At 63.9% G+C, this 25,005-nt stretch carries 19 protein-coding genes; 1 reads left to right on the forward strand and 18 read right to left on the reverse strand.

Annotated features, from left to right (window positions below; all coding sequences use genetic code 11):
* Nucleotides 1-10 precede the first annotated feature (10 nt).
* The 11 genes from hflX to ndk form a co-directional block, all read right to left on the reverse strand.
* Nucleotides 11-1,171 carry a GTPase HflX gene (hflX, locus tag ACXZ1M_RS04585; RefSeq protein WP_459052014.1) on the reverse strand — a complete coding sequence of 387 codons (1,161 nt, stop codon included), beginning with the start codon at nucleotides 1,169-1,171 and terminating at the stop codon, nucleotides 11-13.
* Nucleotides 1,172-1,213: 42 nt separating this feature from the next.
* Nucleotides 1,214-1,450, reverse strand: a complete 237-nt coding sequence (gene hfq / locus ACXZ1M_RS04590; protein ID WP_072780809.1) for an RNA chaperone Hfq — start codon at nucleotides 1,448-1,450, stop codon at nucleotides 1,214-1,216.
* 199 nt (nucleotides 1,451-1,649) lie between these two features.
* The gene (der, locus tag ACXZ1M_RS04595; protein ID WP_459052015.1) at nucleotides 1,650-2,990 is read right to left on the reverse strand and encodes a ribosome biogenesis GTPase Der; all 1,341 of its coding nucleotides are present in this window, start codon (nucleotides 2,988-2,990) and stop codon (nucleotides 1,650-1,652) included.
* A 3-nt stretch (nucleotides 2,991-2,993) separates the two neighbouring features.
* Nucleotides 2,994-4,133, reverse strand: coding sequence for an outer membrane protein assembly factor BamB (bamB, locus tag ACXZ1M_RS04600; RefSeq protein ID WP_459052016.1), 1,140 nt, complete (start codon nucleotides 4,131-4,133; stop codon nucleotides 2,994-2,996).
* A 26-nt stretch (nucleotides 4,134-4,159) separates the two neighbouring features.
* Nucleotides 4,160-4,792 (reverse strand): YfgM family protein, encoded by a 633-nt coding sequence (locus ACXZ1M_RS04605; protein ID WP_459052017.1) that lies wholly within the window; start codon nucleotides 4,790-4,792, stop codon nucleotides 4,160-4,162.
* A gap of 30 nt (nucleotides 4,793-4,822) precedes the next feature.
* Nucleotides 4,823-6,166, reverse strand: coding sequence for a histidine--tRNA ligase (gene hisS, locus ACXZ1M_RS04610; protein ID WP_459052018.1), 1,344 nt, complete (start codon nucleotides 6,164-6,166; stop codon nucleotides 4,823-4,825).
* Nucleotides 6,159-7,415 (reverse strand): flavodoxin-dependent (E)-4-hydroxy-3-methylbut-2-enyl-diphosphate synthase, encoded by a 1,257-nt coding sequence (gene ispG / locus ACXZ1M_RS04615; protein WP_459052019.1) that lies wholly within the window; start codon nucleotides 7,413-7,415, stop codon nucleotides 6,159-6,161. The genes hisS and ispG overlap by 8 nt, the downstream gene beginning before the upstream one ends.
* A gap of 19 nt (nucleotides 7,416-7,434) precedes the next feature.
* A complete protein-coding gene (locus ACXZ1M_RS04620; RefSeq protein ID WP_459052020.1) occupies nucleotides 7,435-8,442 on the reverse strand; it encodes a helix-turn-helix domain-containing protein in 1,008 nt (335 codons plus the stop codon).
* A 13-nt stretch (nucleotides 8,443-8,455) separates the two neighbouring features.
* On the reverse strand, nucleotides 8,456-9,277 hold the full coding sequence (pilW, locus tag ACXZ1M_RS04625; RefSeq protein WP_459052021.1) for a type IV pilus biogenesis/stability protein PilW: 822 nt from the start codon (nucleotides 9,275-9,277) through the stop codon (nucleotides 8,456-8,458).
* Nucleotides 9,277-10,449: a 23S rRNA (adenine(2503)-C(2))-methyltransferase RlmN gene (rlmN, locus tag ACXZ1M_RS04630; RefSeq protein ID WP_459052022.1), complete on the reverse strand. Its 1,173-nt coding sequence runs from the start codon at nucleotides 10,447-10,449 to the stop codon at nucleotides 9,277-9,279. The genes pilW and rlmN overlap by 1 nt, the downstream gene beginning before the upstream one ends.
* A 71-nt stretch (nucleotides 10,450-10,520) precedes the next feature.
* Complete coding sequence (gene ndk, locus ACXZ1M_RS04635) at nucleotides 10,521-10,928, reverse strand: nucleoside-diphosphate kinase (RefSeq protein WP_154359051.1); 408 nt, start codon at nucleotides 10,926-10,928, stop codon at nucleotides 10,521-10,523.
* 240 nt (nucleotides 10,929-11,168) lie between these two features.
* Between ndk and ACXZ1M_RS04640 the strand changes: the two genes are divergently transcribed.
* Nucleotides 11,169-11,849, forward strand: coding sequence for a Bax inhibitor-1/YccA family protein (locus ACXZ1M_RS04640; RefSeq protein WP_459052023.1), 681 nt, complete (start codon nucleotides 11,169-11,171; stop codon nucleotides 11,847-11,849).
* Nucleotides 11,850-11,985: 136 nt separating this feature from the next.
* Here ACXZ1M_RS04640 and pbpC read toward each other — a convergent pair whose 3' ends face one another.
* The 7 genes from pbpC to surE form a co-directional block, all read right to left on the reverse strand.
* Nucleotides 11,986-14,070 carry a penicillin-binding protein 1C gene (gene pbpC, locus ACXZ1M_RS04645; RefSeq protein WP_459052024.1) on the reverse strand — a complete coding sequence of 695 codons (2,085 nt, stop codon included), beginning with the start codon at nucleotides 14,068-14,070 and terminating at the stop codon, nucleotides 11,986-11,988.
* A complete protein-coding gene (locus ACXZ1M_RS04650; protein ID WP_459052025.1) occupies nucleotides 14,067-19,745 on the reverse strand; it encodes an alpha-2-macroglobulin family protein in 5,679 nt (1,892 codons plus the stop codon). Before ACXZ1M_RS04650 ends, pbpC begins: the two co-directional genes overlap by 4 nt.
* Before the next feature lie 172 nt (nucleotides 19,746-19,917).
* Complete coding sequence (gene rlmD / locus ACXZ1M_RS04655) at nucleotides 19,918-21,258, reverse strand: 23S rRNA (uracil(1939)-C(5))-methyltransferase RlmD (protein WP_459052026.1); 1,341 nt, start codon at nucleotides 21,256-21,258, stop codon at nucleotides 19,918-19,920.
* A gap of 78 nt (nucleotides 21,259-21,336) precedes the next feature.
* Nucleotides 21,337-22,341, reverse strand: coding sequence for an RNA polymerase sigma factor RpoS (rpoS, locus tag ACXZ1M_RS04660; RefSeq protein WP_459052027.1), 1,005 nt, complete (start codon nucleotides 22,339-22,341; stop codon nucleotides 21,337-21,339).
* 13 nt (nucleotides 22,342-22,354) lie between these two features.
* Nucleotides 22,355-23,311 carry a peptidoglycan DD-metalloendopeptidase family protein gene (locus ACXZ1M_RS04665; RefSeq protein ID WP_459052028.1) on the reverse strand — a complete coding sequence of 319 codons (957 nt, stop codon included), beginning with the start codon at nucleotides 23,309-23,311 and terminating at the stop codon, nucleotides 22,355-22,357.
* Between the two features lie 29 nt (nucleotides 23,312-23,340).
* Nucleotides 23,341-24,210, reverse strand: a complete 870-nt coding sequence (locus ACXZ1M_RS04670; RefSeq protein WP_459052029.1) for a protein-L-isoaspartate(D-aspartate) O-methyltransferase — start codon at nucleotides 24,208-24,210, stop codon at nucleotides 23,341-23,343.
* The gene (surE, locus tag ACXZ1M_RS04675; RefSeq protein WP_459052030.1) at nucleotides 24,207-24,944 is read right to left on the reverse strand and encodes a 5'/3'-nucleotidase SurE; all 738 of its coding nucleotides are present in this window, start codon (nucleotides 24,942-24,944) and stop codon (nucleotides 24,207-24,209) included. The genes ACXZ1M_RS04670 and surE overlap by 4 nt, the downstream gene beginning before the upstream one ends.
* Between the last annotated feature and the right edge of the window lie 61 nt (nucleotides 24,945-25,005).

Consider the following 25,005-nt stretch of genomic DNA (forward strand, 5'->3'; position numbering starts at 1 on the left):
GAGACACGCATTAGTGTGATCCAACGTCAGTGAGGGTGGGACTGCTCTCTACTTCTTCTAATTCTTGTTGTGCTTCGTACGTCTCATTCAGGCGTGCGCCGGGCGCCGCCTTGGCCCATTCCGTGATGGCCTCGCGCAGCAGGTCCACTCCCTGACCGGTGCGCGCACTGAGGAATACCCTGGAAATCTTATCATATTCATCTCGCTCAACCGACGGCTCAAGGTCGGCGGCGTCGATCTTGTTCCACACCAGGATCTGCGGAATATGGTCGGCGCCGATTTCCCGCAGCACCAGGTTGACCTGCTCGATCTGCTCCATGCGCACCGGCGACGCGGCGTCGACCACGTGCAGCAGCAGATCGGCGTGGATGGTCTCTTCCAGCGTGGCGCGGAACGCCGCCACCAGCTGGTGCGGCAGCTCGCGCACGAAACCGACCGTGTCGGACAGCACGATGTTGCCGACCTCCTCGCCCATGTAGACGCGACGCGAAGTCGTGTCCAGCGTGGCGAACAACTGGTCGGCCGCATACACGCCGGCCTTGGTGACGGCGTTGAATAACGTCGACTTGCCGGCATTGGTATAGCCGACCAGCGAAATCGAGAAGGTCTGGGTGCGGTTGCGCGAACGGCGCTGGGTCTCGTGCTGCTTGCGCAGCTTGGCCAGGCGTGCGCGCAGCGCCTTCACCCGCTCGCCGATCAGTCGGCGGTCGGTCTCCAGCTGCGTTTCACCGGGACCGCGCAAACCGATACCGCCCTTCTGGCGCTCAAGGTGAGTCCAGCCGCGAATCAGGCGCGTGGCCAGGTGCTGCAACTGCGCCAGCTCGACCTGCAGCTTGCCCTCGTGGCTCTTGGCACGCTGGGCGAAGATATCGAGAATGAGGCTGGTCCGGTCCAGCACCCGAATGTTCAGGCGCTTTTCCAGATTGCGTTGCTGCGCCGGCGACAGGGCGTGGTTGAAGATGACGATTTCGACGCGTTCCGCCAACGCGGCCACGCCGATTTCGTCGGCCTTGCCGCTGCCGACGAAATACGCCGCGTCCGGAGAGGAGCGCTTTGCCGTGATCGTCGTCACTGGTTCCGCACCGGCTGAACGAGCCAGCAGTTGCAGTTCCTCCATGCTGGCGGCAAAGTCGCCCTGGCCGAAATCGATACCGACTAGAGCTGCACGCATACGACGGTCACGCTAGGTAAAAAGAAACGGTGCGGCAAATGGTTATTCCGCTTCGTTTTCAATATTGAGGTTGACGGCGCGTGCCGGTACCACGGTGGAGATGGCGTGCTTATAAACCATCTGGGTCACGGTGTTACGCAGCAGTACGACGTATTGGTCGAACGATTCGATATGGCCTTGCAGCTTGATGCCGTTGACCAGATAGATCGATACAGGAACGTGCTCTTTGCGCAAGGCATTGAGGAATGGGTCTTGTAACAGTTGCCCTTTGTTGCTCATAACAGCTCCATTTTATGTTGTTGTGTTGGAAGTGGAGGCGAAACGCTTGATTTCAAGTACGTGGCTCAGCAAAAAGTCTAACTAAAGTCAAACATTTTTCGCTGAAACACCGCTCGCCACGCCAAAAGTGGTGCTTCTAAGCCACTGTAACCTGTTTTGGTTTTTTTTGCTGGGAGTTCCAACAAAAAAACACCGATTTTTATGAAGATTTTGCGAACGGATTTTTACCGGTGCGCAGTTCGATCCGCAGGGGCGTGCCGACCAGATTGAACGTCTCGCGGAAATGCTTCTCCAGATAGCGCTTGTATGGCTCGCCGACCGCATCGAGGGCATTGCCGTGGATGACGATCACCGGTGGATTCATGCCGCCCTGGTGCGCGTAGCGCAGCTTCGGACGGATCGAACCCTTGCGGCGCGGCTCCTGCTTCTCCACCGCTTCGATCAGGGCGCGCGTCAGCTTCGGCGTCGACAGGTCGGCGAAAGCGGCGGCGTAAGCCTGGTCCAGGGACTTCATCAGCGGGCCGATGCCCTGCGCCTTCAGCGCCGAGATGTAGTGCATCTTGGCGAAGGACAGGAAGTCCAGCTTGCGGTCGATGTCGATCTTGATTTCGTCGCGGGTGCTGGTATCGAGGCCGTCCCACTTGTTGACGGCGATGACCAGCGCGCGGCCGGTCTCCAGCACGAAGCCGGCGATGTGGGCGTCCTGCTCGGAGATGTCCTGCTGGGCGTCGAGCATCAGCACCACGACGTTCGCTTCGGAGATCGATTGCAGCGTCTTCACCACCGAGAATTTCTCGATCGCTTCGAACACCTTGCCGCGACGGCGGATGCCGGCGGTGTCGATCAGGGTGTACTGCTTGCCATCGCGTTCGAACGGAATCTCGATCGAATCGCGGGTGGTGCCCGGCATGTCGAAGGCGATCACGCGCTCTTCGCCGACCAGGGTGTTGATCAGGGTCGACTTGCCGACGTTCGGACGGCCGACCAGCGCGATCTTGATGCCGCGATCGCCCGCTTCCAGCTCTTCCGGATCTTCCGGACGCTGCTCGAAGGCGGTGTCCAGCGCCAGGTCGACCAGGTCGTGCACGCCGTCGCCGTGCGCCGACGAAATGACGGCCGGTTCGCCCAGTCCCAGTTCATAGAAGTCCGCCACCACCGAGGTGTAGCGCATGCCTTCCGCCTTGTTCACGACCAGCATGACCGGACGACCGCTCTTGCGCAGGAAGTCGGTGATGGTCTTGTCGTGCGGCGTCAGACCCTGACGGCCGTCGACCAGGAAGATGACAACGTCAGCTTCGGCCACGGCCTGCTTGGTCTGCTTGGCCATCTGGTGGAGGATGCCTTCCTTGGCCACCGGCTCAAAGCCGCCGGTGTCGATAACGAGGAAGGGACGTTCGCCGACACGGCCCTCGCCATAGTGACGATCTCGCGTCAACCCAGGCAAGTCCGCCACCAGCGCATCGCGCGAGCGGGTCAGACGATTGAACAAGGTCGATTTCCCTACATTGGGTCGACCCACTAGTGCGATTACCGGCTTCATTTTTTACTCGACCGCGAGAGCGGTCACTGTCCCTGATTGGGTTTGGAAAATCAAATTCGTGCCGGCGATGATCGGGTCAGCCTGGATAGGGCTGCCGTCGGTCGCCACACGACCTATAAGTGCGCCATCTTCCCGCGACAGGAAGTGGATGTAACCCTGGTAGTCGCCAACCGCCACCGTGCGACCGTACGACACGGGGGTCGACAGCACGCGGTAGGACAGTTTATCGTTCTTCCAGGCGTTGGCGCCGTTTTCACGGCTATAGGCGCCAACTTCGCCTTTGTCGTCGGAGACGAATACAAAACGCTGGTCCACCGCCACGCCCTTGTCGGACGAAGTCGGCTTGCTCCAGTGCGGTGCGCCGGTGGCGGCGTCGAAGCAGGCCACACGGCCCTGATACGACACGGCGCACACATCTTTTTCAAACACCACCGGCGTGCCGGCGATGTCGGTGACGCGTTCCAGTTCGGTGGCGCCGCGCGGTTCGCCGACCACCACTTCAAAGCGCTGCAGGCCGCCGGCCAGATTCAGCACCACCAGCTTGCCGCCCGGCTGGGCGATGTAGGCGTTCTGGCCGTTGATCACCATGCCCGGCGCATTGCGCAGGGTCAGGGCCGGCGTGGTGCGCGCCACGTTCCATTTTTTGGCGCCGGTCTTGGCGTCGTAACCGGTGATCTGGTTGTCGACGCTGCGCACCACCACCATGCCGCCGCCCGCTTCCGGCGACGACAGCACTTCGCTCGACGCCTGCGCCTTCCACAGCTGCTTGCCGTTGATGTCGTAGGCCAGGATCTGGCCCTTGACGCCGCCGACCACCACCACTTCGCCATCGCTGCCCACACCTGCGGTCAGGTCGACGCCGGTTTTCACGCGCCACACTTCCTTGCCGGTGGCGGCGTCCAGGCGTACCAGCACGCCGTCGGCGTCGGCCACGTAGACGCTGTCGCCGGCCAGCGCCGGCGTGAACACCGCGTTGCCGGCTTTACCTAACGAGTACTTCCACACCACCTTCGGCGACAGCGACGGGTTTTTCAACTCCACCAACGGCGCCGGCTGGTTCTTGGTGTCCTTGGATCCGAACAGGGAACAACCGGCCAACATCGCAAACACGCTTGCTGCAACTACTTTTTCGGTAATACGCATAGTCTTTAAACCTTGGTGCTTGGTGGTTAGGCGGTGCCGCCGATGGCTTCCAGCTTCATTTGAATCAGTTGATGGCCAGGGTTCTTCTTGTCGGTCGCGTCCAGCGCTGCCTTGTAGGCGGTGCGGGCTTCAGCCAGCTTGTTCTGCGCGGCCAGCACGTCACCCTTGCGGTCGGCGACCGGGCCGGCAAATTGCGCAGGCACGTCGCCGGCCAGCACTTTCAGCGCTTCGTCGTAGGCTTTTTCGTCCAGCAGCACGCCGGCCAGGCGGACCTTGGCGACGGCCTTGAATTCATCCTTGCCATGTTCCGCCGCCCATTGCAGCTGGGCCTTGGCCGCCTTCAGGTCATTGGCTTCGAACGCGCTCTTGGCGGCCACCAGTGCGCCCATCGGCGCATAGGCGGTGCTGGCGAACTGGCCTTCCATGTCGCTGGCCACGCGCAGCACTTTGACGTTGTCCTTGGCTTCCGCCGCAGCCTGCAGCTGGTCGTACAGCGCCGAGGCCTGGGTGGCCTGCTTGCCCTGGTAGACGTTCCAGCCGGTCCAGCCGGAATACGCGGCCAGGCCTGCGATCAGCACCCAGGTCGTGGCGTTGCCGTACTTGTCCCACCAAGCTTTGAGGGACGCGATTTGTTCTTGTTCTTCAAGATCGTATGCCATGGTATTCGTCTGCCGTTGTTATGTTGATGATTAGTGATTGCAATGCTCGTCGTGCACGTGATGGTGGTGATCGCCGCCGTCGGTGATCTGGTCCACCACAAAATCTACTACTTCGTCGAACGGCACAGTCGATTGCTGCTGCTCGCCTTCCGCCGCACGCATCGCCTTCACGCTGGCGGTGTGGTTGGTGACTTCGTCTTCGCCGATAATGACGGCGAAGGCCGCGCCGCTGCCGTCGGCCTTCTTCATCTGCGACTTGAAACTGCCCGGGCCCGCTGCGGTCGAACCGTGCATGATGACGTCCAGGCCCGCATCGCGCAGGCGCTCGCCCAGCACGAAGGCTTGCAGCTGCGCCGCTTCGCCTTGGTGCACCAGGTAGACGTCGCACTGGTCGGGCGCGTGCGGCTCGCCGGCTTCCTTCATCAGTTCCAGCAGGCGCTCGATGCCCATCGCGAAACCGACGGCGGGCGTCGGCTTGCCGCCGAAGGAAGCGATCAGCGGATCGTAACGGCCGCCGGCGCACACGGTGCCTTGCGAGCCCAGTGCGTCCGTCACCCATTCGAACACGGTGCGGTTGTAGTAATCGAGACCGCGCACCAGGCGGGTGTTGATCACGTACGGAATGTTGTTGTGGTCGAGGATCTTGCGCACGCCATTGAAGTGCGCCAGCGATTCTTCGCCCAGGTAGTCGAGCAGCTTGGGCGCCGCGTTGACGATTTCCTGCAGCGCCGGATTCTTGGTGTCGAGGATGCGCAGCGGGTTGCTGTGCAGGCGGCGCTTGGCTTCCGCGTCCAGCAGCTCTTCGTGCTTTTCCAGATACGCGATCAGGTCGACGCGGTGACGCGCGCGCTCTTCGGCGTCGCCGATGGAGTTCAGTTCCAGGCGGATGTTTTCCAGGCCCAGGTCATCCCACAGGCGGCGGCACATCATGATCATCTCGGCGTCCACGTCCGGGCCGCTGAAGCCCACGGCTTCGCAACCGAACTGGTAGAACTGGCGATAGCGGCCGCGCTGCGGACGCTCGTGGCGGAACATCGGGCCGGTGTACCACAGGCGCTTCGGACCTTCGTAGACCAGATTATGCTCGATCACCGCGCGCACCGCGCCGGCCGTGCCTTCAGGGCGCAGCGTCAGCAGGTCGCCGTTCATCGAGTCTTCGAACGAGTACATCTCTTTTTCGACGATGTCGGTGACGGCGCCGATGGCGCGCTTGAACAGGGCGGTATCTTCCACGATCGGCGTGCGGATCTGCTGGAAGCCATAGCTCTGCACCACCGATTGCGCGGTGTTCTCGAACAGCTGCCACAGATGCGAATCGGTCGGCAGGATATCGTTCATGCCTTTGACGGCGGCGATTTTTTCAGTTTTAGACATGTTTGCTGTAATTCTTCTTCACGTAATTCAGTACGATTTCCTGGAACTCTTCCACGATGCGCTCACCGCGCAGCGTCGCCACCTTGGCGCCGTCCACGAACACCGGCGCGGCCGGCGATTCGCCGGTGCCCGGCAGGCTGATGCCGATGTTGGCGTGCTTCGATTCGCCCGGACCGTTGACGATGCAGCCCATCACGGCCACGTTCATCGCCTCCACGCCCGGGTAGGTCTGTTTCCATTCCGGCATCTGGTCGCGCAGATAGGTCTGGATGTTGTCGGCCAGCTCCTGGAAGGTGGTCGAGGTGGTGCGGCCGCAGCCCGGACACGCGATCACCATCGGGGTGAATTTGCGCAGGCCCATGGTTTGCAGGATCTCCTGTCCCACCACCACTTCCTTGGTGCGGTCGCCGCCCGGTTCCGGCGTCAGCGAAATGCGGATGGTGTCGCCGATGCCCTCTTGCAGCAGCACCGACAGCGCGGCCGTCGACGCGACGATGCCCTTGCTGCCCATGCCAGCTTCGGTCAGGCCGAGGTGCAGCGGATAGTCGCAGCGCTGCGCCAGCGCGCGGTACACGGCGATCAGATCCTGCACGCCCGAGACCTTGCACGACAGGATAATCTTGTCGCGGCCCAGGCCCAGTTCTTCGGCGCGCACGGCGTTCTCGATGGCCGAGGTAATCAGCGCTTCGTACATCACCTGCTGCGCGGTCCACGGATTGGCGCGCACGGCGTTTTCGTCCATGATGCGCGCCAGCAGCGCCTGATCCAGGCTGCCCCAGTTGACGCCGATGCGCACCGGCTTGTCGTAGCGCGCGGCCACTTCAATCATCTGCGCAAACTGCGTATCGCGCTTGGCGCCCTTGCCGACATTGCCCGGATTGATGCGGTACTTCGACAGCGCCTTGGCGCACTCCGGATAATCGTTCAGCAGCGTGTGGCCGTTGTAGTGGAAGTCGCCCACCAGCGGCACGTCCACGTCCATTTTGTCGAGCTGCTCGCGGATGTAGGGCACCGCTTCGGCGGCTTCCGGACGGTCCACGGTCAGGCGCACCAGTTCCGAACCGGCGCGCGCCAGGTCACGGATCTGGATCGCGGTCTCGATGGCGTTGGCGGTATCGGTGTTGGTCATCGACTGCACCACCACCGGAGCGTCGCCGCCCACCCAGATCTTGCGCTCGCCGTGCGAGATCAACACCCGGCGGCTGGCGCGGCGGTCGGTCGGTCCCGATGGAATAGCAGTTTGCGTCATGGTTCTACTCTGTTCTTGCTTATTTGATGTTCACGCGCGAAATCGTGCCGCCTGGGATGGTTGGCAGCGCCAGCGGCGCACCGCCCAGCGTAGCTTGCACACCACCCGGCTTGCCGACGATCAGCAGCGCAGGATCCTTGATATCGAAGGTCTCGGTGCTGCCGGCCTTGACCACGCGCGAAATCAGCGCGGTCGTGCCCGGACGGCGAATCTCTACCCACGAATCCTCGCTCACCTTCAGCACCAGCTGCTGGCCGGTGCTGGCGGCAGGCGCTGGCGCAGCGGCGGGCGTCGCGGCCGGCGCTGCCGGTGCCGGCGCGGTCTGCGCTGGCACAACTGGCGCTACCGGCGCGGCTGCCGCCGGGGCGGGCGTCGTGGCCGGAGCCGTCGCTGCAGGCGCTGCGGCATCCGCCGCCGGGGCGCCCTGCTCGCCCTGCGGCGGCACCGAAATCAGCGGCACATTCGGCGACTGCAGCGTCGACGCTTCCTCGCCCGGCTTGACCAGCGTGGTCTCGATGGCCGGCGCCTCGGCAGGTTTGGCTTCCTCTGCCTTACGCTCGAACAGCGAGGCCGGAATCAGGCCGGTCTGATAGGCATAGGCGCCGGCGGCGCCCACCACCACCACGGCGGCCAAACCGACCAGCCAACCGGCAGGCCCCGACGAACGGCCCGTCATCGACGGGAAGCGCGACCCGGAGAACGACGCCGCCAGATCCTTGCGCGGCGCAACCACCACTTCAGGGCTGCCCGGCTGGGCCATTTCAATCATCGCCACCAGCGGCGCGGCGTCCATCTTCAATACCTTGGCGTAAGCGCGCACGAAGCCGCGCGTGACCGCCATGTTCGGCAACGCGGCGTAATCGCCGGCTTCCAACGCCTTGACCTGGCGCACGGCCAGCTTCAACTGTTCCGCAATCTGTTCGACCGTCCAACCCATCGCTTCACGCTGGGCCGCCAACAACGCTCCCGGCGTCGTCTTGCCAGTGCTGCCCTGCTCCTGCGGCGATTCTGCCCACTCAGAATTCATTGGTATCCCTGTTTCACTCATCAAACGCCCCACGTTGATAAGCAGCATATTCGGTCGAACCGGGGTGGTGACGACGCAGTTGCGTCGCCCAACCAGCTTCCGCGGCAGTATCGCCCAATTTATGCTGCACCTTAATCGCGAGCCACAGCACGTCGGCCGTCAGGCTCTCCATCTTTGCCACTTTGTTCAACCGGGTGATGAAGAAATTGGCGCGCACATAATCGCCTTTTTCCACATATACCCGCGCCAGATTGGCGTTGGTGGCCGGCAGGTCGGGCGTCAACTGCAAGGCTTGCAGCAGATAACGCTCCGCGCTGGCGTAGTCCTTGATCTTCAACGCACAGGAACCGGCGTTGTTCGCGGCGCTGGCCGGCGAACGGTAGGCGCGGTTGCCCAGGGCCGCATCGAACAGCGGCAGCGCTTCCTTGACCCGGCCCACCTGGCACAGGAAGGAACCGTAATTGTTGGCCAGGTCCGGGCTGGCCGGCGCCAGCTTGCGGGCGCGCACGAAGTTGTCTTCGGCCAGCGCGCTCTCGCCCAGTTGCTGGTAAATCAGGCCGCGCATGCCGTAGCCGTCCGCATAGTTGGGGTCGGCGGCCAGGGCCAGCTTCACCTCGTCCAGCGCCACCGTGTACTGGCCCTGCTCGAAGTAGCCGATGGCCAGCTGCATGCGGATGTCCACCTTGCGCTGCACGGCGGTCTGGTCCGACACCGTGGTCAGCTCGGCCTTGCCGCTTGGCCCCTTGGCCGGGCCCGACGAGGCGCAACCAGCCAGCATCCCCGCCGCGCACAGGGCGGTGAGGCTGAGCCGGCTACGCTGCGCCAGGAAGGTCATCAGGAACGGATCTCCACGATCTTGCCGAAGTTGGCGCCGAACTTGGTCTGGTATTCGGCCATTTTCTCCATGCGCTGCTGGACCTTGGTACGGTCCTGCACTTCGCCGGCCAACTGGCCGCAGGCGGCGTCGATATCGTCGCCGCGCGTTTTACGGATGGTGGTGACGATGCCGGCATCCAGCAGCACTTGCGCGAAGGCGCTGATGCGCGGGTTCTTCGAACGCAGCAGACCCGATTCCGGGAAGGGATTGAACGGAATCAGGTTGAATTTGCAGTTCACGCCGAACTCGGGGTGCTGCACCAGCGCCACCAGCTCGCGCGCGTGCTCGTCGCTGTCGTTGACGCCGTCGAGCATGCAGTACTCGAAGGTGATGAAGTCGCGCGGCGCAAACTCGATGTAGCGTTTGCAGGCGGCCATCAGCTCCTTGAGCGGGTATTTCTTGTTCAGCGGGATCAGGCCGTTGCGCAGCTCGTCGTTGGAGGCGTGCAGCGAGACGGCCAGGGCCACCGGCACATCCTGCGACAGCTTGTCGATCATCGGCACCACGCCCGAGGTGGACAGGGTCACGCGGCGGCGCGACAGGCCGTAGGCGTTATCGTCCAGCATCAGCTTGAGCGCGGTGGCGGTCGGTTCGTAGTTGAGCAGCGGCTCGCCCATGCCCATCATGACCACGTTGGTGATCTGGCGTTCGCCTTTCGGACCCGGTTCGATGCCCTTGGTGCGGCGCAGTTCGAACTCCGCCATCCACAGCTGGCCGATGATTTCGCCCACGCTCAGGTTGCGGCTGAAGCCTTGCTTGCCGGTCGAGCAGAAGCGGCAGTTGACGGCGCAGCCGGCCTGCGTGGAAATGCACAGCGTGCCACGGTTTTCTTCCGGGATGTACACGGTTTCAACCGCGTTGCCATTGCCGACGTCGACCAGCCACTTGCGGGTGCCGTCGGTGGAGGTATGGTCGCTGATGATGGCCGGCGCCGCGATGTGGGCGCGGGTTTTCAGTTTGTCGCGCAGCGACTTGGCCAGATCCGTCATGCTGTCGAAATCCGACGCGCCGAATTGATGGATCCAGCGCTGCAGTTGCTTGGCGCGGAACGGCTTCTCCCCCAACTCGGCGCAATAAGCGATAAGTTGCGCGGGATCGAAGTCCAGCAAGTTGGTCAGAGGTGCGTTCATAGTTTGGTTCAAAACAGTACTAGTCATTATTCCGTTTCCGCACCGCGGCGCGGAAACGGATCCTACTTAAATTACTTACCGAAGAAGTAAGCGATTTCTACTGCAGCGGCTTCAACAGCGTCGGAGCCGTGAACAGCGTTGGCATCGATCGAGTCGGCGAAATCAGCACGGATGGTGCCTTTGTCGGCCTTCTTAGGATCGGTCGCGCCCATCAGTTCGCGATTTTTCAGGACGGCGTTTTCGCCTTCCAGAGCTTGAATCATGACTGGACCCGAAACCATGAAGTCCACCAGGTCTTTGAAGAAACCGCGCTCTTTGTGCGCAGCGTAGAAGCCTTCAGCTTCTTCACGCGACAGCTGCTTCATTTGCGCAGCAACGATCTTCAGGCCAGCGTTCTCGAAGCGGCTGTAGATTTGGCCGATCACGTTTTTTGCAACTGCGTCTGGTTTGATGATCGACAGGGTGCGTTCGATTGCCATTTGAAAAACTCCAATAAAAAGAAAGGTTTAAAACGAAATTGATAATCCAATCAACCTTTGATTTTACCATAGAACACCCCATATACCGAATAACCGGGAGGCTGATGAGCCTGCAATCCAGCTATAAAGGCAGTTTAAGCCGGAATTAAGTGCTTTTCTGGCATGTTTTTGCGTATTCCGGATGCACCATGCTATGCTTTTGGCAAGCGGTAAAACTTTTACCCGTAATTGGAGGCAACTATGATCAATATGCAAAAAACGTACGACCTGGCGGGCACCCGTCAGGCGGTGCAGCATAAAGTGCTGCGCAACACCTACTGGCTGCTGGCGCTGTCGATGGTGCCGACCGTCATGGGCGCGGCGCTGGGTGTGGCCCTGCAATTGCCACTGGGCGGCGGACTGATGGCGCTGCTGTTCCTGGCGGTGGCCTTCGGCTTCATCTGGGGCATTGAAAAGAACAAGGACTCGGGCGTGGGCGTGGCCCTGCTGCTGGGCTTCACCTTCTTCATGGGTCTGATGCTGACGCCATTGCTGACGCGCACCCTGGGCTTCGCCAACGGCGGCTTCCTGATCATGACCGCGTTCGGCGGCACGGCGGCGGTGTTCGCGGTGCTGGCGTCGGTGGCCACGGTATCGAAGCGTGACTTCTCGGGCATGGGCACCTGGCTGTTCGCCGGCGTCATCATTCTGTTGCTGGCATCGGTGGCCAACATCTTCCTGCACATCCCGGCGCTGTCGATCGTGATCTCGGTGGTGGCGATTGCCATCTTCTCGGCGTACATTTTGTATGACGTGCAGCAGATCATCAACGGCGGCGAGACCAACTACATCCGCGCCACGCTGGCCCTGTACCTGGACGTGTACAACATCTTCACCAGCTTGCTGCAACTGCTGGGTATTTTTGGTGGTGATCGCGACTAACCCCCACCCTGCCCTACCCCAAAAAGCCGGCCACTGCGCCGGCTTTTTTACGTCGCAAGCGCGCCGCAGGAACCCGCAAAGCCAGTCAGGGTCTGACCCTGCGGGTCAGACCCTTGCGGAGCGCCGTGCGGGGGAATTATTCCGCGCCAGCCCCGCGCACCTGGAAACGGGCGGTGGCGACAGGCTTCTCGTTGGCGTCGATCAGGGTTAGCTGGTGTTTGCCGGGAACCGGCCGCCAGGAAAAATCGGTAGTCGCCTGCGCCAGCGGCTCGCCATCAAGTTGCCAGCGCAGCCCTTTCCCGCCCTGAGCCAGGAAGAACACGCGCTGAATAGCATCCGGCATATCCGGATCGAACGCCAGAATACTGGCATCCCCCGGATACAAAATCTTCGGCGCGCGATGCTCGTCGCGAACCAGCGCAATGACGGGGCTCTCCGTACCTGCAAGGAACCACTCCCCCCGCGCCGATTCCAGCTCGGGCTGATACGCAATCTGCCGCCGCACCACACCCGCCGGCGGCTTGGGCGCGCGACTGGACTGGCTGCGGTGCAGATAATCCATCACATCCCGCCACACCGGCGCGGCGCCGCTGACACCTGACACATCCCACATCGGCTGCCCATCAAAATTTCCCACCCACACGCCGACCGTGTACCGGTCCGAATAACCGACGCACCAGTTGTCGCGCATATCCTTGCTGGTGCCGGTTTTGACCGCCGCCCAGAACGTGGTCGCCAACTCATTCTTCAAACCGAAGGTCAAACTGCGCGCCGCGCGGTCGGCCAGGATATCGCCCACAATAAAACTGGCGCGCGCATCCAGCACCCGGCGCGGTGCGGCCGCCCTCGGCACCAGCGTCGCCGGCCCGGCCATGCCGCCATTCGCCAACGCGCGGTAGGCATTGCTCAACTCCAGCAGCGATACCTCGGCCGATCCCAGCGCCAGCGAATAGCCGTAATACTCCGCCGGCTGCGTCAAGCTGCTCAGCCCCAGATCGCGCAAACGCTCGTGAAAACGCTCCAGCCCCGTCATCATCAGCGTGCGCACCGCCGGCACATTAAGCGAACTGGCAAGGCTGGTGCGAACGCTGGCGTAACCCTTGTAACCCTTGTCGTAATTCTGCGGCGCATACAGCCCGGACGGCGTGGACACCTCGATCGCGCTATCGTCCATCAGCGATGCCGCCGTGATCTGCCTGCGCTCCAGCGCCAGCTCATACAAAAACGGCTTGAGCGTGGACCCGGCCTGGCGCAGCGCCGCCACGCCATCGACCTCGCCGCCGCCGGCATTGCCGACGTAAGCCAGGATCTCGCCGCTGGCATTATCGAGCACCACCACCGCGCCGTCGTTCACATTGCGCCCGTTCAGCGCCGTCAACTGCTGCCGCAACACCGACTGCGCATGGCGCTGCAAGCCCGCGTCGAGCGTGCTGCGCACCGCCTGCCCGCTGCGGGTAAGCAGTTGCTGCGCCACCTGCGGCGCCGGCGGCAGATTCGCCGCCCACTGCGGCCGGCTCATGGCGACGATGACGCGCAACTGAATCTCGCTGCACGTGGAAGGCAGGCGCAACTCCACCGCCAGCCCGCAGGCCCGCTGCGACACCACTTTCTGCGCCGCACCCGGCCCGCGCAGCAGGCTCGCAAGTATCACCGACTCGCTCAGATCGAGCCCGGACGGCGCCTTGCCGAACATATTGCGCGCCGCCGCGCCCACGCCCTGCAACTCGCCGCGATACGACACCAGGTTCAGATACGCCTCCATCACCTGGCGCTTGGTCCAGCCGGCATCGAGCTCGCGCGCGGCCTTCACCTGATCCCACTTCTGCTCCCAGCTACGGCCCTTGCCCGCCGATCCCAGGGCCGGGTCCAGCAGCGCCGCCAACTGCATGGTGATGGTCGACGCCCCGCGCGGACGGGTGCGGAACAGATTGTCCCAAGCCGCCGTTGCCGCCGCGCTCCAGTCCACGCCGTGGTGCTCGTAGAAACGCTGATCCTCCGCCTGCAGCACTGCCGCCGGCAAGGCCGGCGAGATGTCGTTCAGCGCCACCCACGGCAAGCGCCGCGCCGCCATATCGATGCGCAGCGACTGGATAGCTTCGCCGTGCCGGTCCAGCAGCTCGGCATCCGACGAGCGGTACGCCGCGCGCACTTGGTCGAACGACGGCACGGCGTGGGCAGCGGCGCTGACCAGCGCCAGCATGGCGAAGACTTGCAGTTTCATTTCACGCTCATCGCCTGGTTGGGAGAGGCGCCGAACATCTCGGGGCTGTACATCGCCTCCACCCGGGTCGGCGGCAGGTTGAACTGGCCCGGATTATTCAGGCGCACCGTGTACTCCACGCTCCATTTACCTTTCGGGACGAAGGCGTAGAACGCGCGATAACCTTCGAAGGTGCGCTCCTGGAATGCCGGTTCCACCCAGCCGGTGGCGCGTTCGCCACTGGCGCCGATCTTCGAATCGCCACCCAGGCCGGAGCCCAGCACCGTGGCGCTGGCCGGAATCGGATCGTCCACCACCACCCAGGTCATGTCCGACTGCGCTTCCAGATCCAGGTGCACGCGATACAGGTCGCCGCGCGACCACACGCCCTTGGTCTTCTGCTCGACCGGCGTGATGGTCTTGGCGATCCTGTAGCCGCTCGACAGCGGCTTCTTAAGCGGCACGGCGGACAAGGTCTGCACCGTGGCCCACGGCTTGCCCGCGCCGGCGTGCTCCAGCTCCAGCTGTGCGCCGCCGCTGCGTGGCCACGGCAGCATGGCCGTGCCGCCGGCAGGGTCGCCGCCGAAGGCGATGCTCTTGCTGGCGTTGCCCAAGGTCGCGCCGGCGGTGCCGGTGACCTTGTCCTTTTCAAACAGCGACGAGAACTTGTCCATCGCCAGCACGCCCCAGGCATTGGCCACGGTGGTGCCCCAACGGCCCTTCTTCTGCCGTCCCAGGGCGCCACGCGCGAGGCGGCCGATGTCGTCCTTCCATGCCGGATTGTCGGCCATCGCCAGCAGCAGGCGGTTGGCGTTGCTGTCGGCGGAGGACATCAGCCACCACCAGTCATCGGCGCGCTCCGTCGAGAAGGTCATGGTGGTGCCTTGCAGGTTGAGGCGCGAACGCAAAATCTGGTCCGCCGCCTTCAAGCGTTGCGCGTGCTGCGGCAGACCGGATGAGCGTTCCAGGATTTGGTACCAATCGAGGACGGCCGATGTCGGCCACAGGTTCGGCTGCAGCGTGAACGACTCCAGCTCCTCGGCGGTAATTGGCCTGGAACGCGACAGCGCCTCCAGCGCGGCGATCTTGCGCACCGCCAGATCGGCCGTCGGCAAGGACGAGTAGCGCACCACCTTGCCCTGCACGAAGGCCAGCAGACCAGACTCCATCGTGCCTTTGAGGCCGTCCGGAATGGCGTAGCCGGCTTCGCTGGCGGCCGACAGCACGTAGGCCGTCAAGGTATCGCTGCCCTCCAACATCATCGGGAAGTATTTGATCAGGCCATCCGCGTCCAGATAGGTCGGCAGCTTTTCCACCGCCGCGCTCCACATGGCTTCATCATGCAGCGCGATCGAACGCGAGGTCACCTGCTCGAAGCAGCGATACGGATATTGCAGCATGTATTCGCGCACGCCGGGCAACTCGCCGCCCAGCCGTGGGCTGAACTGCACCTGCACGCCGCCGCGTCCCGGCACCGCGTCGTCCGGAATCTTGACCGCCATGCTTTGCTTGCGATCCAGCTGCAGCAAGGTCGCCTGCATGGTGGTCACCGGTATCGCCGGCACAACCTTCTGGCGGATCTTGATGCGATCCGTCGCGGCCTGGCCGCGGCCCTCCACCGCCGCGCTCACGTCCCACGCCAGCGCATCGACCGACAACGGCGCCTGCACGTCCCAGCCCACTTCGCGCGCCTGCCCAGGCTCCAGCGCCACCGTTTGAGCCGACAAGGACTTGCCGCCCGCATTGGCGTTCAGCGTGGCCTTGACCGGCGCTTCCGTGGTATTCCGCAAAGTGAAGGTGGCGCGGAAGCGATCGCCCTCGCGCACCAGCGACGGCAGGCCGGAAAGCAGAATCAGATCCTGCGAACTGCGCACCTCGGTGCGGCCGCTGCCGAACAAGTCGGCGTCCGCGCTGGCGATGGCGACGATGCGGAACGCGGTCAGTGAATCGTTGATCGGCACCTGCACCGTGGCTTCGCCGTTGGCGTCCAGCGTCACGCGCGCCTTCCAGAACAGCAGCGTATCGAACAGCTCCCGCCCCGCGCCCTTGCCGCCGCCACCGCCGGCCGGCACCGCCTTGCGGCCGAAGTGGCGCTTGCCAACCACCTGCATCTGCGCGGTGGCGGTGTGCACTTGCAGGTTGCGCTGCTCCATCATGGATTCCAGCAGATCCCAGCTGGTGTTCGGCATCAGCTCCAGCAGGCCGACATCCACCGCCGCCAGCGCCACTTCCGCACCGGCCGGCGGCGCTGAACCGTCGGCGCGCGTCACCTTGACCGCCACCGTGGCTTTTTCGCGCACCTTGTAGACCGGCTTGTCCGCCGTCACCTGCACTTTCAATTCATTGCCCGACCAGCCCACACGCAGCGGGGCGATGCCCAGCTTGTAGGCCGGCTTGCCCAGATCGACCAGCGCGGTCGGCTGTGCGCCGTTCACGCGGCCGCGCACCACAAGCGCGGAGACATAGGCATTCGGCGCGTACTGCTTCTTCACCGGAATCGTGAACACCGGCTCGGCGCCGTTCAGCGGACGCACATAGGCGTCGATCACGCCCTCGCGCTCCACCGTGATCAGCGCGGTCGCTTCGCGGAACGGCATGCGTACCTGGAAGCTGGCCGTCTCGCCAGGCTCGTAGCGTTTTTTCTCCGGCAGCAGATCGATGCGGTCGTTGTCGGTGGCGAAGAACCACCAGTCGGCGCCATCGGCCACCCAAGTCTCGCGGTTGGTCACGGCCACGCGCTGCTGCGCATCCTGCGTTTTCGCGCGCAAAATCAGATTGCCCGAGGCCGGGGCCTTGACCTGGCAGATCAGCAGGCCCTTGCTGTCGGTCTTGCCCTCGCAGGCGGCGCCCAGCGCCTTCACTTCGCTGCTGTTCTCGTAGGCGTAGAAACCGCCGATCAGGCGCCGGCGATGTGAATAGGTCTGGCGCTGGAAGAAGTCCACCGCCACCGGTGCGTCCAGCACCGGCTTGCCCTGCAGGTCCAGCACCGCCACCGTGAACTTGAGCGATTCCTTGCTGAGCACCCAGCCGTCGGGTTGGATGCCGATCACATAACTTGAAGGCCACAGCGGAATGCGCGTCGCGGCCGACAGCGTTTCGCCGTTGGCGTCCTGATAGGTCAGTTCGGCCATGACTTCCTGCGGCGTTTGCACGGCAGGCAGCTGGTCGAGCGTGATGCGCGCGCCGCCGGCCTTGTCCAGCGTCAGGTTGCGGGTCTTGACGCCGCCGGGCGCGGCAACCGCACCGTCTTCGCCCTCGCCTTCGAACATGCCTTCGTCATCGTCGAAACTACCGCCGCGCCGTTCGACGCCGACCTTGACGTCGCCGGCACTGAAGCTGAAGTCCGCGTAATCGTCGAAGCTCACGCTACGGTCCTGCACCACGGTGCGCAGCTGCACCGGCGCGTCGCCAGCGCCGCCGCCGGACAGATAACTCAGTTGCACATCAAGGTCCACCGCCGTGGCCTGCACCGCCGGCGTCTTCGGACCTTGCAGCAGCGCCTTCATGGTCGGCACGCGGAACTGCTCGACGCGGAAGCGGCCCGAGGCCCGTCCGCCTATCATCAGCTGATACCAGCCTTGCTTGGCGTCGGCCGGAATCGGCCAGGTGTTTTCCGCCGAACCGTTGGCGCTCCACTTGAGCGGCAGCTCGTATTTCTGGCCGCTGCCTTCGTGCAGGATGAACACGCTGGCCGCCTGCTCTTTGGCGGCGCGCACGATGCCCTGCTCCACATGGCGGCGCATGAAATGCTTCATGTGCACCGTTTCGCCGGCGCGCAGCAGCGTGCGGTCGAACACTGTCGAGGCGATCACATTGTCGGCGCCATGGTCGCCGGTCGGCAGATTGAAGCGCCAGGTTTCGATGCCGCGATCCCAGTCCGACAAGGTAAAGGTCATGTCGCCGCCCAGGCGCGCGCTGATGAAGTAGCGATGCTCGTTCTTCTGGCGCAGTTCCTGGCGGATGTGCGCCAGGCCGCCGCTGTCGGTCATGCCCTGCCAGACCAGATTCCCCTTGTAGTCGCGCACCGCGACCTGCGCCTGCGGCACCGGCTTGCCCTTGTCGAGCGACGTCACCCACACCAGCGACGACTCCGCGCCATACTTGAAGTGCGCCACCATATTGGTCACCAGCGCGGCAGAACTCACATACGCCGTGCTGCGGCTCTTGGCCGGCGCCAGCACCGCGCCCAGCTTGGGACTGGCCAGCTCCACCACGTAAAAGCCCGGCTTGCGCAGCGGGATGCCGATCACCTCGAACGCCTTGGCGCCGCCCGGCTTGGGCATGGTGAAGCGCTCCACCTTGCCGACATGCGCGTCCAGCAGCGGCTTCACCATATTCAGCGCGTACAGTTCCTGCGGCTGCCAGCTGTAGCTGCTGCCCATGCGCTTGAGCCATGCTATCACCTGCTGGTCCTGCTGCTCCGGCGACGCCGTGCCGTCGTTCACCCGCAAGGCGGCGCCGTCCACCTTGGCCGCCGCTACGCCGGCTTCCACATTGCGCACCGTGACCGGCAGCAGCTTGTCGCCCTTGGCCTCGATGATGCCGAAGCGCGCGGGGAACTTCACCAGCGGCGGCTGGGCGTCGGTGCGTATCGCCATCGGGAAGCGCGCCTGGTTCACCAGGCTGCGGCCGGCGTCGTCCTTCAAGCCGGCAGGCAGCGACAGGCTTAGTTTGGCGCTTTCGGGGAACGGTCCCTTGAAGGTCAGCCACTCAAGGTACTCGTTTTTTTCGTCGTCCTTGTCCGGCGTGGGCTGGAACACCTTGCCGCCCGGCGCCGTCACTTTCACGGCCAGCGCGTCGGCGCGCTTGATCGGAGCACTGAACTGCACGCGCAGCGGCAGGAATGGCACGCAGCCGGCATCCCTGGACAATCTCTCGCAGCTGAAGCGCGCCGTGAAGTCGGGCCGCGTCTTGTACGACAGGGTCTGGTCCTGCGAAGTCGCGATGCCGCTGTCGGCCTTCACGCCGGCGCCCCACACCAGCGACACCTCGGTGGCCGGCGGCAGGCTGCGCTTGCACTGGACCACCGCCAGCGGCAGGCGCTCCAGCTTCTTGTTGTTGACGGCGGTGGTCGCGCGCCACAGCACGCCGCGCGCCTTGAAGTACAGCGACAGATAGCGCTCGGTGAAGGCCTTGCGCATGTCCAGCACTTGCTGGCGTTCCGCGCCCTGCAGCACGCGCACGGCGATCTTCTCGTTGATGCCATCGGCGCGGCACCAGGCGTGGGCGGCCACCGTTTCGTCGCTGGCCGGCGCATCGAGTCCCAGCACGAAGATCTGCTGCTCGTCGATGTAGCTGGCGCCTTCGCGCGGCGCGGCCTCCACCACCGCAGGACCGCCGGTATCGAAACTGAACTGGCGTTCGCCGTCCAGCGGCTTGCCGTCGATGTCCCTGACGTCATCCTTCAGCGTGAAGCGGCACGCCACGCCGCCCGGCAGGTCGCGCACGAAATCGTAGCTCCAGTTCTGGCCATCGATCCAGCGTCCCTTGCCCTCTTCCGGACAATCGACCTTGAACGGATCGCCGAGCCGCATATCGCCCAGCGGCACCATCTGCCCGCTGAAGCGCGCAGCCACCTGGCGCACGCCTTTAACGGTGCCGGTCGGGGAAAACGACGTAACGGAAGTATCGGCCAGAACGGCCAGCGGCAGGCTGCAGAAAGCAGCCAGCGCGATAATGCGGGACAGGAGGCGCATGCCAACTCCGGGCGCTGATGATGATCAGTCCAGTGTTGCGCACGCCTCCTGCAATGTCAATAACATTAGAAGAAAAACACGTCGGGGTCAGTTCCGACATTCGGACACGAGCACAACCGTAGCAGCCGCTACGGTTGTGCTCGTGTCCGAATGTCGGAACTGACCCCGAAGTTTAGGCCAGGTCAAACACGGCCATCGATTCGACGTGCGAGGTGTGCGGGAACATGTTGACCACGCCGGCCTTGCTGATGGCGTAGCCGGCCTGGTTGGCCAGCACGCTGGCGTCGCGCGCCAGGGTCGACGGGCTGCACGACACATATACGATGCGCTTCGGCAGGAACTCCGGATTGGTCTTGCGCAGCTCGCCCAGCGATTCGCACAAGGTTGCAGCGCCGTCGCGCGGCGGGTCGATCAGCATGCGGTCGAATTTGCCCAGCGCCAGCAAGTCGTCCGGCGTGATCTCGAACAGGTTGCGGCAGTAGAAGGTGGTCTTGCCATCCAGGCCGTTGGCCTTGGCGTTGCTCAGCGCGCGCTCGGTCAGCGTGGTGCTGCCTTCGATGCCCACCACTTCGCGCGCCTGCGTCGCCAGCGGCAGCGTGAAGTTGCCCAGGCCGCAGAACAGGTCGGCCACGCGGTCTTCCGGCTGCACGTCCAGCAAATGCAAGGCCTTGTGCACCAGCACGCGGTTGATGTGGTGGTTCACCTGCGTGAAGTCGACCGGCTTGAACGGCATGCGCACGCCGAATTCCGGCAGCAGGTAGTGCAGCTCCTGGTCCAGCGGATAGAACGGCGCGGCCGTTTCCGGGCCCTTGGTCTGCAGCCAGAACTGCACGCCGTATTGGTCGGCGAAGGCCTTGACCTTGGTTTCATCGTCCGCCGTCATCGGCGCCATGATGCGCAGCACCAGGGCGGTGACGTCTTCGCCGATCGCCAGTTCGATCTGCGGCACTTCCTTGTACAGCGACAGCGAACCGATCAGCGCGCGCAGCGGCAGCAGCATGTCCGAGACGTGCTTCGGCAAGATCTGGCAGCTCTTGATGTCGGCCACGAACACCGAACGCTTTTCCTTGAAGCCGACCAGCACCGTGCCCTTTTTCTCGACCCAGCGCACCGACAGGCGCGCGCGGTAGCGGTAGCCCCAGGTCGGGCCGTACATCGGACGCATGATGTTGTCGGCGTGGACCTTGCCGATGTGCCAAAGGTTATCTTCCAGCACGCGCTGCTTGATCGCCACCTGCGCGGTCGGCTCCAGGTGCTGCATCGAGCAGCCGCCGCAGTAGTCGAAGTGTTCGCACTTCGGTTGCACGCGCATCGACGATTCACGGTGCAGCGCGGTCATGCGCGCCGCTTCCCAGTTTTTCTTTTTCTTGAAGGTTTCAAAGCCGACACGCTCGCCCGGCAATGCACCTTCCACGAACACCACTTTGCCCGGCGTGCCGTCTTCGTTTTCAATGTGGCCGACGCCACGGGCGTCCATGTCGAGCGATTTGATGTCGAGGATATTTTCTTGCATAACGTTCAATATTGAATGACAAAAGGGCGGGCGTCGGCGCCGATGCCGGGGCCGATATGATAGCAGAATGGGAAGGAACTACAGCAGGGAATCGCGGACCACGCCGCGTGCGGCCATGGCGCGCTTGAGCTTGACCAGCGCTTCCTGCTGGATCTGGCGCACCCGCTCGCGCGTAACGCCCATCTCCTCGGCCAGCGTTTCCAGCGTGGCCGGATCGTCGTTGTCGAGGCCGAAGCGGCGCATGATGACGATGCGCTGCTTGTCCGGCAGCTTGGTCAGCCAGTCGCGCACCAGCACCGTCATTTCATGGTGTTCGGCGCGGGCGTCGGGGCTGTCGTCGGCGTCGCCCGGCAGCATGTCCATCAGCGACGATTGCGGATCGTTGTCGAGCGGCGCGTCGAGCGAGGTGGCGTGCTCGGACAGCGCCAGGATGTCCTGCACCTCTTCCACCGGCCGGCCGACCAGCTCGGCGATGTCCTCGGCGGTGGCGTCCTTGCCGTTGTGGTGCTGGGCTTCGAGGTGGTATTTGCCGCGCAGGATCTGGTTCAGCTCGCGCACCATGTGTACCGGCAGGCGCACCGTGCGCGCCTGGTTCATGATGGCGCGCTCGATCGACTGGCGTATCCACCAGGTGGCGTAGGTCGAAAAACGGAAGCCGCGCTCGGGCTCGAACTTGTCGATGGCGCGCATCAGGCCGATGTTGCCCTCTTCGATCATGTCGAGCAGCACCACGCCGCGATTGATGTAATGCTTGGCGATCGACACCACCAGCCGCAGGTTGTGCTCGATCATGGTCTGGCGCGCGCTGAAGTCGCCGGCCTTGGCCAAGGTGGCGTAGTGGACTTCCTGCGGCGCCGTCAGCAGCGGCCGGGTGCCGATCTGGTTCAGGTAGTGCTGGGTGGTGTCGGTGGACAGCTCGGCCGCCAGCACCTTCTTCAGTTCGTCGACGCTTTCCAGCACCGCGCCGGCTTCGGGCGCATCACCCTCGTCCGCACCATCGATGGCGACATCGTCACCCGTCTCCTCGCGGTAGTCCTCGGGGAGCGTATCGTCATCCATCGGATCGTGCGGCGTAGAGGTCATCTCATCGGCTCGGCTAACGGTTAGGCAGGAATCTGGACGGATCGACCGGCTTGCCCTGCTGCCTGATTTCAAAGTGCAGCTTGACGGAGTCGGTATCGGAATCACCCATTTCCGCAATCATTTGTCCCTTGGTCACGCTCTGCCCCTCCTTGACCAGGATGGCACGGTTGTGGGCGTAGGCCGACAACAAATTATTACTGTGCTTCACAATGACCAGATTACCATATCCGCGGATGCCGCTGCCTGCATACATCACTTTTCCTGCGCCGGCAGCCACGACCTGCTGCCCGGCCTTGCCGGAAATGTCGACACCCTTGTTCTTGCCTTCGTCGAAAGTGGCAACCACTTTGCCGTCGGCCGGCCATACCCAGCTCAGGCTGGCGTCGTCGACGCCCAGCGCCGGGGCCGGTGCGGTCGCCGGCGCCGTCAGGCGTGGCGAGACCGAGGCCAGGGCCGGCGCCGGTGCGGCGGCGGCGGCGGGTGCGCCGGCGCCATTGCCACCGTTGCCATTGTCGCCGCGCTGCAGTTCGGCCAGATTGGCGTCGGTGTACGGTTTCTTGTCGCCCTTGGGGCCGGTTTTCTTGACCACCGGCGGCGCCGGCGGCGTGCGGTCCGACGGCGGCATGATCACGGCGGCCGTTTCCACGCCGTTGCTATTGCTTTCCGGCGGCAGCACGCGCAGCACCTGGTCGACCTTGATGTCGTTCGGGTTGGCCAGATTGTTCCATGCCACCAGGTCGCGGTAGTTCTGGCCGAACTCCAGCGCGATGCGGATCAGGGTGTCGCCCTTTTTCACGGTGTACAGGCCGCGCTCGTCGCGGGCGACTTGCGCCGTTTCGCTAGGGGTGGCGGGTTTCACGGCCGGCGGTATCGTGCGGTCTACGACCGGGGCCTGGTGGGGAGTGGTGCCGCAGGCGCTCAATAATGCGAGCGCCAGGCTCATTACGAGCACATTGCTTTTATTCGTCATTCTCATCTTAATGTCTAGTGGTACGGGCGTTATACCACGCCCGGACGCAAGGGCACGAAATGGCAGTCCTCCAAGGTGTGGCTGGTCCATTCCGTTTTGCCGATGCGCGTGATCAATTCCAGGTGCTGCGTGCGCTCACCGACCGGCGCGACCAGGCGACCGCCGATGGTGAGCTGCTCCAGCAGGGCTTGCGGCACTTCCATCCCGGCCGCGGCCAGGATGATACCGTCAAACGGCGCCGCTTGCGGCAGCCCAAGCATACCATCTCCGTAATGCAGACGCAGGTTCGGCACGCGCAGCGGCCTGAGATTGGTCTTGGCCAGCTCGTGCAGCGGCTTGATGCGCTCGATCGAATACACCTCCTGGGCCACGCACGACAGCACCGCCGCCTGGTAGCCGCAGCCGGTACCGATCTCCAGCACGCGCTTCAACTGGCCGCCGTTGCGCATCACCTCGATCATGCGCGCCACGATGTAGGGCTGGGAAATGGTCTGGTGATGACCGATCGGCAGGGAGGCGTCGACATAGGCTTGCGGCGCCAGCCCTTCATCCATGAACATGTGGCGCGGCACCGTATCCATGGCGCTCAGCACCACCTGGTCCTGCACCCCCTGCTTGGCGATGCGCTGCACCATGGCGCGGCGCACGGCGTCCGATACCAGCGGGTTCGAGCGCGGCGCCTGGGCCGGCGCCGGCTGCGCCCGCTCCATGGCGTAGCTGTGCGATTTGGAAGGCGTGGCCACCGGACGCGGCGCGGGATATAGCGAAGGCGCATGACGCGCGGCGTTCTGGGTGGCGGTTTGCGGTGTCGCCACCGGCGCGAATACCGTCGCCTTCTTGCCCCCCTTGTCAACTACCGAGGACAGCGGCAAAGGGAAGGTACGGTTTTTTTCGGTCATGCCAAGGCCTTTGCCAATGCACTGAGTTGGGAGGTATGTGTCAGGTCGATCTGCAGCGGGGTGATCGAGGTCATGCCGTTGGCGATGGCGTGGAAATCAGTGCCCTCGCCGGCGTCCTTGCAGGCGCCCGGCGGGCCGATCCAGTAGATATCCCTGCCGCGCGGGTCCTTGGCCTTGATCACCGGTTCGGACTGGTGACGCCGGCCGAGCCGGGTTGCCGTCACGGCGCCCAGCTGATCGTATGGGCGGTTGGGGATGTTCACATTCCACAGGCAGGGACGCGGCAGTTCCTCGTAAAAGCGCTCGATCAGGTCGCGCGCATGGCGGGCGGCGTCGTCGATATGCTCCCAGCCGTAGGCGCCCTGCGAGAAGGCCAGGGCAGGAATCCCGAACAGAAAGCCTTCGGTCGCGGCCGCCACCGTGCCGGAATACAGGGTGTCGTCCCCCATGTTCGGGCCGTTGTTGATGCCGGACACCACCAGGTCGGGCGTGTAATCCAGGATCGCCGTCAAGGCCACATGCACGCAATCGCTGGGCGTGCCGTTGACAAAGTAAAAACCATTGGCCGCGCGCTGCACCGACAGCGGCCGGTCCAGCGACAGGGAGTTCGATGCGCCCGAGCGGTTGCTGTCCGGCGCCACCACCACGATGTCCGCGATCGGTGCGAGCGCCTCGGCCAACGCATTGATACCGGGCGCCAGGTAGCCGTCGTCATTGCTTATCAGGATTCTCATACGGAAGATTTTACCTGAAGCAAGGCCCGCGCTGCGCATGGCGACGGGCGCGAAAACAACT

This window comes from Duganella paludis, from assembly GCF_054461335.1.

Bases quoted from the DNA above. Each gene is read 5' to 3' on its own strand.
- hflX (WP_459052014.1), bottom strand. From the start codon at position 1,171: ATGCGTGCAGCTCTAGTCGGTATCGATTTCGGCCAGGGCGACTTTGCC.
- hfq (WP_072780809.1), bottom strand. From the start codon at position 1,450: ATGAGCAACAAAGGGCAACTGTTACAAGACCCATTCCTCAATGCCTTG.
- der (WP_459052015.1), bottom strand. From the start codon at position 2,990: ATGAAGCCGGTAATCGCACTAGTGGGTCGACCCAATGTAGGGAAATCG.
- bamB (WP_459052016.1), bottom strand. From the start codon at position 4,133: ATGCGTATTACCGAAAAAGTAGTTGCAGCAAGCGTGTTTGCGATGTTG.
- ACXZ1M_RS04605 (WP_459052017.1), bottom strand. From the start codon at position 4,792: ATGGCATACGATCTTGAAGAACAAGAACAAATCGCGTCCCTCAAAGCT.
- hisS (WP_459052018.1), bottom strand. From the start codon at position 6,166: ATGTCTAAAACTGAAAAAATCGCCGCCGTCAAAGGCATGAACGATATC.
- ispG (WP_459052019.1), bottom strand. From the start codon at position 7,415: ATGACGCAAACTGCTATTCCATCGGGACCGACCGACCGCCGCGCCAGC.
- ACXZ1M_RS04620 (WP_459052020.1), bottom strand. From the start codon at position 8,442: ATGAATTCTGAGTGGGCAGAATCGCCGCAGGAGCAGGGCAGCACTGGC.
- pilW (WP_459052021.1), bottom strand. From the start codon at position 9,277: ATGACCTTCCTGGCGCAGCGTAGCCGGCTCAGCCTCACCGCCCTGTGC.
- rlmN (WP_459052022.1), bottom strand. From the start codon at position 10,449: ATGAACGCACCTCTGACCAACTTGCTGGACTTCGATCCCGCGCAACTT.
- ndk (WP_154359051.1), bottom strand. From the start codon at position 10,928: ATGGCAATCGAACGCACCCTGTCGATCATCAAACCAGACGCAGTTGCA.
- ACXZ1M_RS04640 (WP_459052023.1), top strand. From the start codon at position 11,169: ATGATCAATATGCAAAAAACGTACGACCTGGCGGGCACCCGTCAGGCG.
- pbpC (WP_459052024.1), bottom strand. From the start codon at position 14,070: ATGAAACTGCAAGTCTTCGCCATGCTGGCGCTGGTCAGCGCCGCTGCC.
- ACXZ1M_RS04650 (WP_459052025.1), bottom strand. From the start codon at position 19,745: ATGCGCCTCCTGTCCCGCATTATCGCGCTGGCTGCTTTCTGCAGCCTG.
- rlmD (WP_459052026.1), bottom strand. From the start codon at position 21,258: ATGCAAGAAAATATCCTCGACATCAAATCGCTCGACATGGACGCCCGT.
- rpoS (WP_459052027.1), bottom strand. From the start codon at position 22,341: ATGACCTCTACGCCGCACGATCCGATGGATGACGATACGCTCCCCGAG.
- ACXZ1M_RS04665 (WP_459052028.1), bottom strand. From the start codon at position 23,311: ATGACGAATAAAAGCAATGTGCTCGTAATGAGCCTGGCGCTCGCATTA.
- ACXZ1M_RS04670 (WP_459052029.1), bottom strand. From the start codon at position 24,210: ATGACCGAAAAAAACCGTACCTTCCCTTTGCCGCTGTCCTCGGTAGTT.
- surE (WP_459052030.1), bottom strand. From the start codon at position 24,944: ATGAGAATCCTGATAAGCAATGACGACGGCTACCTGGCGCCCGGTATC.